Source organism: Priestia sp. YIM B13491, from assembly GCF_042787605.1.
Lineage (GTDB): Bacteria > Bacillota > Bacilli > Bacillales > Bacillaceae_H > Priestia > Priestia megaterium_E.
In genome coordinates, this window is the sequence record NZ_JBHZOR010000004.1 from 389,157 (window position 1) to 404,598 (window position 15,442).

14 protein-coding genes are annotated in these 15,442 nt (G+C 38.9%); 7 read left to right on the forward strand and 7 right to left on the reverse strand.

The window, feature by feature from the left end; all coding sequences use genetic code 11:
* Positions 1-22 precede the first annotated feature (22 nt).
* Entirely contained in the window at positions 23-961 is a 939-nt protein-coding gene (locus tag ACFX4E_RS16960) for a VanW family protein (RefSeq protein ID WP_377579802.1), read from the reverse strand.
* 178 nt (positions 962-1,139) lie between these two features.
* Between ACFX4E_RS16960 and ACFX4E_RS16965 the strand changes: the two genes are divergently transcribed.
* Together ACFX4E_RS16965 and ACFX4E_RS16970 are read left to right on the forward strand one after the other, a co-directional pair.
* A complete protein-coding gene (locus ACFX4E_RS16965; protein ID WP_060745703.1) occupies positions 1,140-1,955 on the forward strand; it encodes a hypothetical protein in 816 nt (271 codons plus the stop codon).
* A 188-nt stretch (positions 1,956-2,143) separates the two neighbouring features.
* Positions 2,144-4,321 (forward strand): FUSC family protein, encoded by a 2,178-nt coding sequence (locus ACFX4E_RS16970; RefSeq protein WP_098790682.1) that lies wholly within the window; start codon positions 2,144-2,146, stop codon positions 4,319-4,321.
* 27 nt (positions 4,322-4,348) lie between these two features.
* Here ACFX4E_RS16970 and ACFX4E_RS16975 read toward each other — a convergent pair whose 3' ends face one another.
* From ACFX4E_RS16975 to ACFX4E_RS16990, 4 genes are all read right to left on the reverse strand, one after another.
* Positions 4,349-4,642: a hypothetical protein gene (locus ACFX4E_RS16975; RefSeq protein WP_025752303.1), complete on the reverse strand. Its 294-nt coding sequence runs from the start codon at positions 4,640-4,642 to the stop codon at positions 4,349-4,351.
* Between the two features lie 67 nt (positions 4,643-4,709).
* Complete coding sequence (locus ACFX4E_RS16980; RefSeq protein WP_377237970.1) at positions 4,710-5,258, reverse strand: DUF3231 family protein; 549 nt, start codon at positions 5,256-5,258, stop codon at positions 4,710-4,712.
* Between the two features lie 274 nt (positions 5,259-5,532).
* Positions 5,533-5,790, reverse strand: coding sequence for a hypothetical protein (locus ACFX4E_RS16985; protein ID WP_060745700.1), 258 nt, complete (start codon positions 5,788-5,790; stop codon positions 5,533-5,535).
* A gap of 119 nt (positions 5,791-5,909) precedes the next feature.
* The gene (locus tag ACFX4E_RS16990; RefSeq protein ID WP_013056955.1) at positions 5,910-6,236 is read right to left on the reverse strand and encodes a YflT domain-containing protein; all 327 of its coding nucleotides are present in this window, start codon (positions 6,234-6,236) and stop codon (positions 5,910-5,912) included.
* A 372-nt stretch (positions 6,237-6,608) separates the two neighbouring features.
* Here ACFX4E_RS16990 and ACFX4E_RS16995 point away from each other — a divergent pair, with 372 nt between their 5' ends.
* Entirely contained in the window at positions 6,609-6,869 is a 261-nt protein-coding gene (locus ACFX4E_RS16995; RefSeq protein ID WP_336117584.1) for a hypothetical protein, read from the forward strand.
* A gap of 113 nt (positions 6,870-6,982) precedes the next feature.
* On the opposite strand, the gene ACFX4E_RS17000 is transcribed toward ACFX4E_RS16995, so the two are convergent.
* Both ACFX4E_RS17000 and ACFX4E_RS17005 read right to left on the reverse strand, forming a co-directional pair.
* A complete protein-coding gene (locus tag ACFX4E_RS17000; RefSeq protein WP_205689760.1) occupies positions 6,983-7,396 on the reverse strand; it encodes a hypothetical protein in 414 nt (137 codons plus the stop codon).
* A gap of 131 nt (positions 7,397-7,527) precedes the next feature.
* Entirely contained in the window at positions 7,528-8,070 is a 543-nt protein-coding gene (locus tag ACFX4E_RS17005) for a hypothetical protein (protein WP_098333224.1), read from the reverse strand.
* 1,004 nt (positions 8,071-9,074) lie between these two features.
* Here ACFX4E_RS17005 and recQ point away from each other — a divergent pair.
* The 4 genes from recQ (at position 9,075) to ACFX4E_RS17025 (ending at position 15,435) form a co-directional block, all read left to right on the forward strand.
* Entirely contained in the window at positions 9,075-11,210 is a 2,136-nt protein-coding gene (recQ, locus tag ACFX4E_RS17010) for a DNA helicase RecQ (protein ID WP_098525083.1), read from the forward strand.
* Positions 11,211-11,326: 116 nt separating this feature from the next.
* The gene (locus ACFX4E_RS17015; RefSeq protein ID WP_377237969.1) at positions 11,327-12,703 is read left to right on the forward strand and encodes a sigma-54 interaction domain-containing protein; all 1,377 of its coding nucleotides are present in this window, start codon (positions 11,327-11,329) and stop codon (positions 12,701-12,703) included.
* Between the two features lie 217 nt (positions 12,704-12,920).
* The gene (gene speB, locus ACFX4E_RS17020) at positions 12,921-13,904 is read left to right on the forward strand and encodes an agmatinase (RefSeq protein ID WP_098432754.1); all 984 of its coding nucleotides are present in this window, start codon (positions 12,921-12,923) and stop codon (positions 13,902-13,904) included.
* An 82-nt stretch (positions 13,905-13,986) separates the two neighbouring features.
* On the forward strand, positions 13,987-15,435 hold the full coding sequence (locus ACFX4E_RS17025; protein ID WP_377237968.1) for an aldehyde dehydrogenase family protein: 1,449 nt from the start codon (positions 13,987-13,989) through the stop codon (positions 15,433-15,435).
* Positions 15,436-15,442 lie beyond the last annotated feature (7 nt).

The window sequence follows — 15,442 nt, forward strand, 5'->3', positions numbered from 1 at the left end:
TATAAAAAGCTGAAAGAGATGATTAATCGGCAGGCTCAGTATCAACATGCGATTCAATTTTTTTCTCTTTCGGCAATTGATCAATAGAAGCCCAAGGCACGCGGCGAGGCTTATATTCAATCGCATCAGTAGAGTAAACGGCCACGCTTATGACTCCCCCGTGCACCTGCGCTCGAATCAACAAAGGATCACTATACGTATTTTTAAAATGAAAGTCAGGTCCATACCAGCTGACGGTAGCGTCTCGTCCAGGAGGTACGTAGGAAACACTGCGACTGTGTGAGTAACGCTGTGTAATCGTTACGCCAGCGTTATCGACGGCGTTAAATAAAGTAGAAGAAACTTGGCAAATTCCTCCTCCAACTCCTTCAGAATACTCTCCTTTTACAATGATTGGCGCACGCATATACCCTTTTGCTGCCGTTCTTTTTCCGACGATTTGATTAAAAGAGAAAACTTCCCCAGGAAATATAACGCTGCTGTCTAGTGATTCAGCTGCAAGAGAAATATTGTGAGAACGATTTTTATTATGAGGGTTAAATACCGTATGATAATGACCGATTTGCTTAATTCGAATCGTTGCAAGCAGCTCTTTATCTACGCGAGGCGGAACAGGAAGCGTCGGGATTTCTAATGTTGACGTACCGCCGTTAAAAAAATAAGTATAAAATTTCTCCGCAAAATCTTTATGATATAGTTTGACACCCGCTTGCTCAGGAACAATTTGTCCGCTTTTATCAATGCGGGCATTTATGGGCTCTCTATATGTTTTTTTATCCAATTCTTTTAGAAAAAGATTGTATCTGTCATGATCAACCATAGGGACAGGAAGAAGAGGCACGGCCACTTTGTCCCGTTCAATCCGTTCAATTGGTTTACCGTCATGAGTAATAGATAGGTGGTCTTGTGTAGAAAGAGGTTGAATGAGCATTAAAAGTCCAACCATCCAAGTGAAATTCATATCATATACCTCGCTTTCACCTGTTAGTATGAATAAAATGAACCGTTTAATGTATAGGATTCACAAGCTCTTTTTTGTATTATTTTCCATGAGGCGAGCGTGTAAAAATTTCTATTTATAATTGTATGTGTACTTTCGCATATTACATAGAGAAACTACAAGGTAATGAGGGTAGACAATGACAAAATTAATGATTTTAGTCTTTATGCTTATTAGTTTTTTTGTGCATCCCCAAAAGATGAAAGCAGAAGAAAACCTTACGTACTTTCCGGTAAGTGACACAGGAAAAGTATTAAAGTGGAAACGTGTAGAAAGCTTACTGCCGAAGGGGAAAAAGTTTAAAGTGATCGATGTAGAAACCGGCTTTTACTTTTACGTGCAGCGAAGAGCAGGCTCACACCATGCAGATGCTCAGCCGCTTACACGCCAAGATACGAAAGTAATGAAGCACTTATATAATGGGAAATGGAGCTGGAACCGAAGAGCTGTTCTCATTCCGTTTAAAGGTCAAATGCTTGCCGCTTCCATGAACGGAATGCCTCACGGAGCCGGTGCGCTTGACAATGGATTCCCCGGTCATTTTTGCATTCATTTTGCAGGAAGTACGACTCACAAGTCTCAAAATGTGGATCCAGGTCATCAGTTAATGGTATTAAAAGCAGGAGGAAAGCTTGATGAATATGCATTAAAAGCTGAGCCGGCAGAAGTCGTAAATATGTTTTTAACAGGATTAAAGCAAGATGATGATGCTTTGATGCAGCCGATTTTGCGCGTGAAGCAAGAGCATAAGCTATGGGCAAAACTGCATAGTATCTCCACTATTTATTATAAAACGGACGTATTTCATGCAAAAAAGTATAAAACAAAAGAGAAAATCGCCGTAGATTGCCTTATTTATTACGAAGATAAAGGGGCTCAAAAGACCACGATGGTTTTTACTTTAAAGAGAAATCCGTTAACAAACGGGTGGGAAATTTCTTCACTTACATTGTAAGTACTGATTAATGCTTAAAAACACATCTGACAGAAAACAGATGTGTTTTTAAGCATTTGTTTAGCACTTTAGTCCTTCGCAATGTTATAGTGTAAAAACGTGCTTACATACGATAGAAAAGAATAAAAAAGGGTATAAGTAATAATATTACTCTTTCTGCAAAGAACTCTACAGCACGAAAGGAGAGGGTGTTTATTTTTTCATATTGGTTCAGCCGCTTAGTTGCTGCAGACCCTGGACGAAAAAGGCTCAAAACGGCTTCTAAAGCTACGATTAGCGTCATTACAGCGGTCGTTATTATGCTGATCGTATTAAAAGCAGCGGGAAGCTCACAAATTACCGCTGCTATTTTAGCAGGCGTAATCGGCCTGATGGGTATATTGGTTGTGAATGATGAAACAACAAAAGCAAAAAAAGTGACAACAGGCTTAGTAGCGCTTTCTAGCGCCGTTTCTCTCGGAATTGGCTCGTTTTTATCACGATATGGACAAGCAGAAAATATTTTTCTTGTTCTGTTGGTGTTTTTGTCTTTTTATTTACAGAGATTTGGTATTCGCTATTTTTCCCTGTCGATGGTGGCCTTTATGTCGTTTTATTTTGCTTCTATTTTACACGTCACATTTTCTCAGCTGCCGTGGCTGTTAGCTGGCGTTATAGTAGGAGCATGCTGTGCATTTATTTATAATTTTGTTATCTTTAAAGACCGGCCTGCCAACGTGCTGAGGTCTTCAATGAAATCATTTCATATTCAAGTGAATTTGGTGCTTGATTTAATTATTGAGTTAATTCAAAAGAAACAAATTGAACCGGCTCAAATCAAACAATATAACCGCAATATTAAAAAACTGGCCGAGTATGCCCGTGTAGTATCAGAAGAGCTTGGAAATACAGATCCCCACGACATATGGCCTGGCGTAACAGCTGAACAGATGCGGCTTTATGTATTTGATACAGTTATGCTGCTCCAGACATATTCCCCGGCGATTCGAAAGCTCAGTGAATTAAAGGCATTTAATCATTTTGATATTCAGCAGCTGCTGTTAAAGCTAGTGGAATCGATTCGCGAAGCAGAAGTATTAAATGAAAACCCTACTCATTCCTTAAAGGATGCAGCTCAGCATCTGCAAGAGCTGCGCCAAAAATTAAGTGAACTCGAACCTCAAGATAAAAGGTATAAAGATTGGCTTTACTTAATCCGCCGTATCGAAACGATATCAAATCACGTGATTGATGAAGCCTATGAGCTGCAGCAGGCAATTGTGAAACAAGAAAAACAGCCTCAAAAAGAAGCGGAAGAAAAAGAAGACGAAGAGGACAATGATGAAGAAAAAGGATTAAAACCCTCTACGAAAAAGTCTATTCAAGCGGTCATCACTGCTGTTGCGACATTAATATTTGGCTCTTTTTTATCTCCATCGCATCAATATTGGGCGCTGTTAGCAGGCTATCTAGTGCTTCTTGGTACAGAAACGATAGGAAGTACGTTTGTAAAAGCCGTGCAGCGAAGCGTAGGAACGCTTTTAGGAGCAGCTGTTGGCTTTGTTGTCGCAAGCTTTGTCTCACCCGGGATACTTGAAATAACGCTGCTTTTTATCTGTGTGTTTATGGCTTTTTATTTCTTTCCTATTACGTATTCGTTTATGAGCTTTTGGATTACGATGATGCTGGCCTTTATGTATGACATGCTTCTTGGGGGGATTTCAGAGAGTTTATTACTAGCTCGCGTATTAGATACAGTTGTAGGAGTTGGAATTGGTCTAGCCGTATCTGCTCTTGTGTTTCCTAAAAGAACAAGAGATAAAATAACCGACACCTCAGTAGAATACGTAGCGGCTTTAAAAGAATTTGTTCATACTTATTTGCATCGTTTTACGAAGCAGTATGCGTTTGCCAATTTAGCTGATAAAGGAATGGAATTAGAAAAAAAGCTAAAACAGCTTCATGTAGATTCAGATCCTATTATCAAAGGTTTCGTTGGCCGTTCACGTCTTCAGCAATTTTTGACCGTCTTTACCGCCATTAATTATTACGCCAAGCATTTGGTAGCTTCTTCTACTAGAAACGAGGCTTTTTACAGGGAAGCAGAATTTCATGGTGTAGTAAAGGAAGTGGAAGAGAAAGTAGCAAGCAACTTCACTCAGCTTGAAAAAGCGTTGCGAGGAGAGCGAGGAACGTATGTATACACGCTTGAAGATGTAAGACAAAAGATTGAACAATCTTTAGATTATTTTGACACGTCCGTTCAATCAAGAAATTTACAGCATCTTCAGCTGCTGCATAACATTTATTACGTATGGAAAATCAATCAATCGGTTGTTCACTTAGCCAAAGAGCTAGGAGCAGAAGAAATAAGTAGTGAAGACTAAAAAACCAGCGAATATGTCGCTGGTTTTTTAGTCTGATGAATAAGGTGACGTATCTTTTCTAATCGTTCTCCACGTTGTTTTAAGACCGGCGTAGCTGCCAATTGCGGCGTATCCATAAAAATATCCCATAAACAATCCGGCAATAATATGATGAGGGTGACTGATAAATACTGAAAAAAGCACGCCGACAGCTAAAGCAATAGTCGGAACATATTGCTTTTTAGGATGAAAAAGCCATTTGATCAGCTGGGTCACGATTAATACGACAGGAACACCAATGACTGCGTCCCAAAAATTTGTATGAATTGTAGGGAAATCCATATTCAAGCACCTCGTTAAATGTGTTAGATGTAAGGTTATCTATGCTGCTTACCTTAAAACACTCCAATTAGTTATGAGGTGCTCCAGGTAAATAGTAGTAAGGAGGAATTTTAAGCCAGCCTTTTTGCTGCATCAGACTTTTCACTTTTGATCCTAATATAACCTTTTCAGTGTGGAATTTTAGCCACATCAATCCAATATCGGTTCTAATAGACTGTCCCATATTCGTGCTGCACATGACGATATTAGAAGCAATTTTTACAGATATTAAGTTAGCAATTTCAGAATCCGTTGCTTTTGCTCCTAATGGAATGCTGTTAGGGTCGGATTTCGGCTTGGTAGCCGGTATTTCAGGAAGCATAATTCCTTCTTTAATCATTAATTTTTTGAGTGTATCAATCTGAGATTCAGCCAGGTTTTTTGAGTCTTGAGTAAGCTTAAGCAGTTCGCTGTTGGTTGTTGTATTAAGACAGGTTTCTAAGGCAGGTATTTCTTCCGCTAAAGCAGTGAAATATAACCAGCATCCCATAGCCTCACCAATATGTGGGGGAGGGGGCGAATCATCTGTAGAAGAGTTTTTTATATAATCAAGTAGTGTCTCAATGACGTTAATCATAACTTTTCACCCTTTATATAGTTTATGCATCTTCATTATTGCCTTCAGCAGAAAAGGATAAACACAGCTAAGAAATGTTACATATAAAATTGATTATAATAAGGGGAAGAAAAAGCCTCTCACGCAGTAACTTATAATGATGACAGTACATTTACTATCACCAAATTTAAAGTTATAAAAATTGCGGCAATGCGTAATAAATATGCTGGTTCTAGAAAATGAAGTAAATAGAAAAAAACTCCTTGCTTATCAAGGAGTTTTTTTAGCAGGTGTATTATATCGTTTTTCTCCTATGCTCTCTCCATAAAGAAGTTAATTCCTCTGACCAATATTTATAATCAAATACTGTTATATTTTTGCTAGGCATAAAAACATTCAACAGCCAATTAACCCTTAATTTGTCTCTGATGCCTATCGTTTTATCATTTTTACAGCAGCCTTCATCACAAGGTTTATCGTGTATCTTGTAAGGAATATTTTTAACAACTAATCCATTTTTTACACGTTTTGTGTACTCAATTCCTATAATCAAATATATCACTCCTCACAGTAACTCTTATCTTCATAATCATATGTCTGAATGACTGCTTTAATGAAAAGGTAAGAAGGGAGGAAGACAAAATAAAAAAGCCCTGTTGTAGGGCTTTTTTATTAAGCAACTTTTGATGCAACGACAATTACTTTACCGTGGTCTAATTCTTCTTCATAGCGTTCAGCTTCCGGCTGTGATAATCCTAATGAACGCATTTTGGCACGAAGCTCGTCTCCTCGAGAACGAAATACGTTCGCAATCGCATCAAAAACACCTTGTTCAGAAAGACCGATGTTGTTTGTATTTGTTGCAGCTGTTAAATCCTCGGAGCGATCTTGATGGTGTGCAAGTAAATAAACTTCGTCTTTTGTAAATCCTTCACGTAAAAATTGTTCAATTGTATCTTTTGCCTGTACGCCATTTTCAACTACTTTTACATTTACCATTTCCAAAAACCTCCTTGTATGATAGACAACTTTCTCGAATACGTTGAGTAATGAAGAGAAGCTTAAGTAACTTATCTCCTTGTTTTGTGTATACACGTTATTGGAAGAGATAAAACCTATTTTCTGAAATTGAGTTAAAAAGTCTAACATAGGAGAAAAGAAAGCAGCGCAGTTATTTTTGAGGATAATCTGGCGGATAACAAACAGAAGAATGCTTTAGCAAGCTTAGCTTTTACCTTGCATAATTCTTTTTTTGATGGAAGTTAAATCACAGACGTACGCACATTTTTTAAAAAATTCCTCAAGCTAGGACAGGCACCCGTGCACATTCCTTTCTTTTTCATATACTGATAGGGACAAAGAAAGAAGGAGATGATAGTAGAATGGGATGTTGCAAAAAGAGATTCCACAACTGTGAGGACCATCATCACAGCAGATGCTCGTGCAAGAAAGAATACCACAAGCATGACGACTATGGCCACAGCAAATGTTCTTGCAAGAAAAAATGCCATAAGCATGACGACTATGATCCATGTCATGAGAAAAAACATCATTGTGAAGACCGATGTGACAATGATTACCGCATTATTCTTTTTTAATAGAAAAACTAAAATTACGCGCTTGTTTCATTAATTTTCACTTAAAAAGTTCTACTTTAAAAATCAAATATAGGACAAATTCCAAAAAGCCTGTATCTTAACTAAGGAGTTAAGATACAGGCTTTTTTCATACATAAAAATAAAAACTTAAGATGAAAGGCGTTCTTTTTGTTTTTCGTACACAGAAGTGGATTCATTCCACGTATAACGACCATCTTGCAACTGAATGGTCGCGCTGAATGGACAGTCTATTGACGTTTCTGCGTCATCTAAACTGCTTTCAAGCAAACTTTTTTTGAATCGAAGCAAATCTTCTTTCGACGCAATTCGAAAAACCATTTCTAACGTAAGATCATCGTCCATTGCGTTGTGTAATTGACTGATGCTTTTTCGGAATTCTTTATTATATTGAAGCATAATTTTAATGTCTGCTACGCAAGCAACACCAAACACATCTTTCACAACAGACTCAACCGTTAATTGCGTTGTCGAAGCATACGTTGAAATATCACGCTGAGGATTTTCTAAATAATAAATCGTTTCTACAGGATGTCTCGTCATAAGCACCTCTTTCTTACTACTTATTATACAGGAAAAAAGGGCAAAACGGGGAAAAGAATTTTAGGAAGGGTTTACATAAGAAATAAAAAAAGCCCTCTTATCAAATAAGAGGGAAATAAGTGTGATAGGAATTAATAAAAATCTTTTTCGGAAAAACGCGACGAGATTTTTGCGACTGTGAGAGCGGCATTGATAGTAGTAGTAGTTCCGGCAGCAGTTGTTACCGTTGCTGTGACTGTCACCGTATCGCCTCTTCTTAAATAACGGACGAGGGATGCTGTAGCTCTATTAGCAGAAGAAGAAACAGGTTGAGTAAAGCCTCCGGCGTTAATCGTATACGAAACAGCTGAGCCAGTAGGAGTAGAAGTGAAGAATGCTAAAAATGAAATAAAATACTCTCCGCTTTCTAAAACTTCTATACCACTAGGAACAACTCGTACGTTCTTGCTTGGAGACAGGAGATTATTAAGTGTTAATGGAGTATTTACAGCTCCTCCTGCTACTGTGGTTGTACCTGTTACTGTGCCAAACGCAGGTCTATCATCAAAATCTGGTCTCTCACAATCATTGTCACAGCGTCGTTTGCAGTGATGTTTATGCCATTCATTATCACAGTGGTGTCTATATTCGTCGTCAGAACTACTTTTTAAATATTTTTTGTAATAATATGACATATTTTCACCTTCTAGTATAGTAGATGTAAATTGCTTCATAAATGAACTGGACAAGCGTTTAATCATGAAAAAAAGGCGTTTGTCTACTCAGTTTCTACGAATGTTTGAAAATAATCAGCATGTAGCTTGGTATCTGATTTCAAAAAGCAATTATAAATTCCCGGTGTGTCAGACTGACATATTATTTACTTATTTTATATACAGAACCCCCCTTGATAAGAAGCCGAGGGGGAATAATAGTTTTTGAACAAACTTCATATATCGATATTTCTAATATTAAACAAGTTGAAGTTGAGAATCTTCTATATCAAATTTGTTTATGCATCCCTGCTCCGTCAGTAGTATTAGAAGTTAAGTTAAGAGAGAAATTGATAGCACTCGGAACACTTGTTGGTTCGCAGCCCTGCTCATTTGCGTCAAAACAAGAGCTACCTTTTGATTTAATAATTTGTCAAGTAACAGTAAGGCAAGTTGGGATTACAGCTTTGAATAAAATTTGAATCATCAGGAGCTGCCTGTACCAAGTAATAGTTGGTACAGGCAGCTTCTATTATAGGTCGTGTTTCAACGACTGTGTCGTCAAGATAAGGTCCAAGGCAATCTGTATGCTTTTGGAAGAATATTTGGATATGAATAAATAGCAAGAAATACTCCATCCACTGTGGTTACTACTTCAAGATTAGCAGGAATAAGCAGGCCACTCGATAAAGAAGCGTCAGCAATAGGGTGCAATTTTAAAAAATATGCATTATTTACGCTCTATTGGAGATACTGGCTTGCTACTGAGTGCTAATAGTGCTTGTTACGATAATATCTTAAATCATTATAAAGCAAGTGTCTTTGTAAAGTACTTGCTTTTTACATTACATATATTTTTGTGTGAAGTTATGCTAGAAATAACACAGCAGCTAATTTTTTGTTAGAATAGGAAGAGCAATTGTAATGTTTACCCTCAACCAATCCCTCAACTACTATTTCTACTTATTTTAAAGGAGGACGCTATTTTGCAATTTGAACGAGCTTTAACACATTTACAGTCCTATTTTGGCTATGATTCATTTCGAAAAGGACAGGAAGAGTCGATTCGTTATGTTTTAGAAGGGCACAATACCGCTTGTATTATGCCGACAGGAGGAGGGAAGTCGCTTTGTTATCAGATTCCTTCGTTGCTTTTGGAAGGAACGACACTGGTGATTTCTCCGTTGATTTCTTTGATGAAAGACCAAGTCGACACGTTGAACGCAGCTGGTATTCCGGCCACGTATATTAACAGCTCGCTGACTCACACGGAGGTGCAGCAGCGCTTAGAAGAAGTCGCGCTCGGAGAATATAAGTTGCTTTATGTAGCGCCGGAACGACTGGAGTCTCCGCAGTTTTTAGAGCAGCTTCAAATGCTTCCCATTCCGCTTGTAGCGGTAGATGAAGCGCACTGTATTTCACAGTGGGGTCATGATTTCCGGCCGAGTTATTTGCGCATCAATGAACTCATCAGCAAGCTGTCTAATGCTCCGATTGTGATGGGACTGACGGCTACTGCGACGCCTCAAGTGCGTGAAGATATTTGCCGAGCTCTTCATATTAATGAAGAGTACACGGTGATGACTGGGTTTGAACGTGAAAATTTATCGTTTGCGGTGGTGAAAGGTCAGGATCGAATCAGTTATATCGATCAGTATATCCGTAAAAATGACCAAGAAGCCGGAATCATCTATGCCGCTACGCGTAAAGATGTTGAAGAGCTTCATGCTAGATTGCAAAAGTCAGGAGTTAATGTATCAAAATACCATGCTGGTATGAATGCAAACAGCCGTGATGAAGAGCAAAACCGCTTTCTGCAAGATGATGTGCAGGTGATGGTGGCTACCTCTGCCTTCGGAATGGGGATTGATAAATCGAATATTCGCTTTGTTCTTCACTATCAGCTTCCTAAAAATATGGAAAGCTATTACCAAGAAGCAGGCCGTGCAGGTCGTGATGGACTGCCAAGTGAGTGTATCGTGCTTTATTCACCTCAGGATATTCGCGTGCAGCGTTTTTTAATTGAACAGTCAACGTCGAATCCTAAAAAGCAGATTCAAGATCTTGAAAAGCTGCAAAGTATGGTGAACTACTGTCATACAGAAGGCTGTTTGCAAGCGTATATTCTTCATTATTTTGGAGAAAGTGAAGCGCATGAGTGCGGCCGCTGCAGCAACTGTACGGATGATCGTGTGGAAATAGACGTAACGGTCGATACGCAAAAAGTATTGTCTTGTATGATTCGTATGGGAGAACGTTTCGGTAAAATGATGATTGCTCAAGTATTAACGGGCTCTCGAAATAAAAAAGTAGTGGATTTTGGTTTTGATAAGCTGAAAACGTACGGCGTCATGAGCGACCGGTCGGCTAAAGAAGTGAGCGATTTTATTGAGTATTTGATTTCAGAGCAGTTTATTTTGGTAGGACAAGGATCATTTCCTACTTTATCCGTAGCGGCCAAAGGAAAAGGCGTGCTTCTTGGGACGGAAAAAGTGATGAGAAAAGAACAAATGGAAGTGAAGCAAATTGTCCAAGACGACGAGCTGTTTGCTCATTTGCGTTCCGTTCGAAAGCAGTTGGCAGACGAAGCGGGCGTGCCTCCTTTTGTTATTTTTTCAGACGATACTCTTCATGATATGTGTTCAAAACTTCCGGTAACGCTTGAACAGTTCGCCACTGTAAAAGGAGTCGGAGAACAAAAACAAGAGCGATACGGAGAACGATTCACGACTGAAATCAAACAGTTTTGTGAAGAAAATCCAGATCGAAAGCGAGAAGTTTCAGCGCCTGCTCCAAAAAAAGCAAGAGCTTCATCAAAAGAAGGCTCTCACTTAATGACGTATGAGCTATTTCAGCAAGGAAAATCGTTAGATGAAATTGCTGCTGAACGTGAATTGAGCCGCATTACCATTGAAAATCATTTGTTTAAATGCGCAGAAGAAGAAAAAGAAATTGACTGGTCACCTTTTCTTTCAGAGGAGGACGAACAGCTTATTTTAGAAGCTGCTTCCTCAGTAGGCGATGAAAAGTTAAAACCAATCAAAGAAGAATTACCTGAAAACATCACTTATTTTATGATTAAAGTAGCGTTATTTAAACAAAAAATGAAGCAGCTGTCTTAAACAAAAAGCTCCTATTATACGGAGCTTTTTTATGTTGGATAAGCGATTTTACTGATAAAATAGAAGGTATAAATATTTGAAAAATCAGATTAAATAAAAAGGAGTACTGCACTGAGATGATTGAACGAGAGCTTGAAGCTATTTTGCATGCTTCGAATGACAATATCGTCATCACTGATGAAAAAGGGTGTATTTTACAAGCGAGTCAAAACTGCCGTGATATATACGGATATGACGTGTCAGATTTAGTCGGACAAACCGTATACGAATTGCAAGACCGCGGGATATTTTCACCTTCCGTTACGATTGAAGTGTTAAAGAAAAAGAAAGAAGTACAGCTGATGCAAAAAACAGAAACGGACAAAGTGGTAATGGCAACCGGTATTCCCGTGTATGATGAACATCAGTGTATGAAAAGAGTAATCAGCTTTTCACATGATTTAACAGAGCTTCAGCGCTTAAAAGAAGATTATCAGCAGCTCGAAGTGAAAATGAAAACATATCAGCTAGAAGTGGAAGAGCTTCGGGAACAGCAGTCAAATGATATGGTCATACGAAGTGAATCGATGAAAAAGGTATGGTCCATTATTAATCGCGTGGCGGACAGCGATGCGACGGTTGTGCTGCTAGGTGAATCGGGTGTTGGTAAAACGGCTTTTGCTCGTGCTTTACATTATGGAAGTGAACGAAAAGAAGAGCCGTTTATTGAAATCAACTGCGGAGCCATTCCGTCTAGTTTGTTTGAATCTGAAATGTTTGGATACGAAGCAGGCACTTTTACAGGTGCAAGCACAAAAGGAAAAATAGGAAAGTTTGAATTAGCTCATAACGGTACGCTTTTTTTAGATGAAATAGGAGAGCTGCCACTTGATATGCAAGTGAAGCTTTTAAAGGTGCTGCAAGAAAAAACAGTCACCAAAATTGGAAGTGAACGAGCCAAACACGTAAACTTCAGGCTAATTGTAGCAACAAATCAGCCGCTTGAGGAAATGATCAAAAAAGGAACATTTCGCCAAGATTTATTTTATCGGCTACACGTTATTCCGATTACGATTCCTCCGCTTCGCGAGCGAAAAGAAGACATCGCGGCACTGCTTTATCACGTGTTGCATAAACAAAATGAAAAATATAAAATGAAGAAATTTTTTCATGCAGAGACACTAAATCAATTAGTTGAATATCATTGGCCCGGAAATGTGCGCGAGCTAGAAAATACGATTGAACGCCTCGTGTTAACAACGGATGAAAACAGCATCTCGCCTCAAGACCTGCCGTTTCATGCAGAAAAGATCAGAAGTGAAAAAGAAGAATGGGAGACTCTAGATGTGTTAACCTCTCAAGGAATGACGCTTCAGCAAGCACTTGCAGAAGTGGAGAAAAACTGGCTGATCCGTGCTTATCGCCAGTGTCAAACAACGTATGAAATGGCAAATGCATTAGGAATTAGTCAGCCTACAGTTGTAAGACGTTTACGAAAGTACAACATTAAATAAGGGAAATTTAATTCAAAATGAATTAACTGATTCAGTACTGAATCAGTTTTTTTGTTTTGATTCTATTATGAATTAAAAATCGTCCATAATTGCCCGAAATAGGGCGATGAAAATTGGCATGCATTTTGCATTAATAAAAAGTATCTAAATAAAAAGCGTCAGTCTCTAAAATGATGATACGGCGCTAATGAATGAAACCCATTAGGAGGAATAAATCATGCCAAAATATCAGCCGAAAAATTCATTTGAATCTCCGCGTTTTTGCGGACCTCGAACGTTTATGAGACTTCCGTATGTAGAACAAGTAAATGCAGATATGGATTTTATTGTGACGGGTATTCCATTTGATTCAGGGCAGTCTTTTCGAACAGGAGCACGTTTTGGGCCGGAAGCTATTCGAGATTTCTCCATTTTGCTTCGTCCGTATAACCCAGAACAAAAGATTAATATTTTTGATTACATCTCGGGCGTGGACTACGGCGATTTATCAGTGGTTCCCGGATATATTTTAGAAACATATAAAAAAATTGAAGAAGGGTTAACGCCGGTTGTGAATGAAGGGATTATTCCTATTTCACTAGGCGGTGATCATTCGATGACCCTTGGTGAACTTCGTGCGATTGCAAAAAAACACGGACCGGTAGCGCTTTTACAGTTTGATGCTCATTCTGATACGTGGGATAGCTATTTTGAACAAAAATACAATCACGGTACCGTGTTCAGACGAGCAATTGAAGAAGGGTTAATCGACGTGTCGCGTTCGATTCAAATTGGTATGCGAGGCGGTCTGTACGGCATTGAAGATTTAGAAGATGCAAAGAACTTAGGTCTAGCTCTGTATACGACAAATGAATATAAAAAACTCGGCGTTGAAAGAATGCTAGAAATTATTCATGAGCGTGTAGGGGAAGGACCCGTATTTTTGTCGTTTGACATTGACTTTTTAGATCCAGTTTACGCACCGGGAACAGGAACGCCTGAAGTATCGGGTGCAAGTATTGACGATGCGCTTCAATTCGTTCGTGGGTTAACAAATATTGATTTTGTCGGATTTGATTTAGTAGAAGTACTGCCAGCTTATGACCATGGACAAATTACAGCAGCAGCGGCCTCGAACATTGTTTATGAATTTATCACGCTTATCGCGTTAAGAAAAAAAGCAAAAGAAGAAGAAGCGCTGTTAGTAAAAACACGCGACTGAATATAAGCAAGACGGTAAAAGTGGGAAGGTACTATTATCTTCCCACTTTTATATAAGAGTTCTCTATAGGGAGTGTTGGACGATGAACGAGCAAGTAAATGTAACAGTAGATAAGAAGCAAGCAAAACCATGTAAAAGAGAAATACTCAACCCAGCAACCAATAAGATCATAGCGAAAGTATTTGATTCGTCGCTTCAACAAGTAGAGGAAGCGGTAAGTAAAGCAAAGCAGGCTTTTGAACAGAGTGAATGGAAGAAAAATAAATCACTGCGTGTAGGGGTGCTTAAGAAACTAGCAAATTTATTAGAAAATGAAGCGAGTATATTCGCTGAAACAGAAACATTAAATACTGGCAAACCGATAAAAGAAGCGCAGTTAGATGTTGAAGATACGATTAATTGTTTAAGATATTACGCAAATTTAATAGAAGAAAACCAGCCGTGGACAAAGGACATGTTCGACGATACAAACAGTAAAATCATTCAAGAACCTATCGGCGTATGCGCGCTGATTGTTCCTTGGAATTTCCCTTTGCTGCTTGGTATGTGGAAGTTGGCTCCTGCCTTAGCAGCTGGAAATACGGTAGTGTTTAAGCCGTCAGAATTAACGCCGCTTTCTTTTTTAAAGTTAGCTTCACTATGTGAAAAAGCTGGTATACCAGAAGGCGTGTTTAATTTACTTACAGGAGACGGTAAAGTGGGAAGTGCCCTTGTTGAACACAAAGATGTAGCCAAAGTCTCTTTTACAGGAGGATCAGAAACAGGCAAACGTATTTATCAACAGTGCGCAAAAGAGATGAAAAGAGTTTCGCTTGAACTGGGAGGGAAATCTCCGCTTCTTATTTTTGAAGACAGTGAAATTGATATTGCAGTAGACTGGACAATGTTTGGCTCATTTTTTAACCAAGGACAAGTGTGTGTAGCTTCATCGCGTATACTCGTACATGAATCTATTTATAAGGCGTTTCTTTCTACTCTTACGGAGACTGTTGCTGCTATAAAAATTGGTAACCCCTTAAGAGAAGAAACGGAAATGGGTCCGGTTATTAGCAAGGAGCATCTGAACAAAATACAGGGTTTTATCAAGCTAGGTCAAGAAGAAGGCGCGAAGTTATTAACAGGAGGAACGTTAATTGACTGCGAAGGTGGAAACTATATAAAGCCGGCAGTGCTCGTTGATGTGGAGCAGCATATGAAAGTCGTCCAAGAAGAAATATTTGGTCCCGTCATTACCGTTCAATCTTTTTCAAGTGAAGAAGAAGCCATAGCACTTGCCAACGGCACGAGGTTTGGTTTAGCTGCAGGAATTTTAACGAATGATGTAATGAAAGCAGAGCGAGTTGCTGAACATCTTCAAGCGGGAACGATTTGGATCAACGGCTACCATACGCCTCATATTGAAACGGCGTGGGGCGGTTTTAAAGAGAGCGGCATTGGGCGGGAGTTAGGTCCATCAGGATTAGCTGCTTTTACTGAAACAAAACATGTAAATACAAATTCCAAGCTAGCTCGATCCAATTGGTATCAATAAAAGTAAA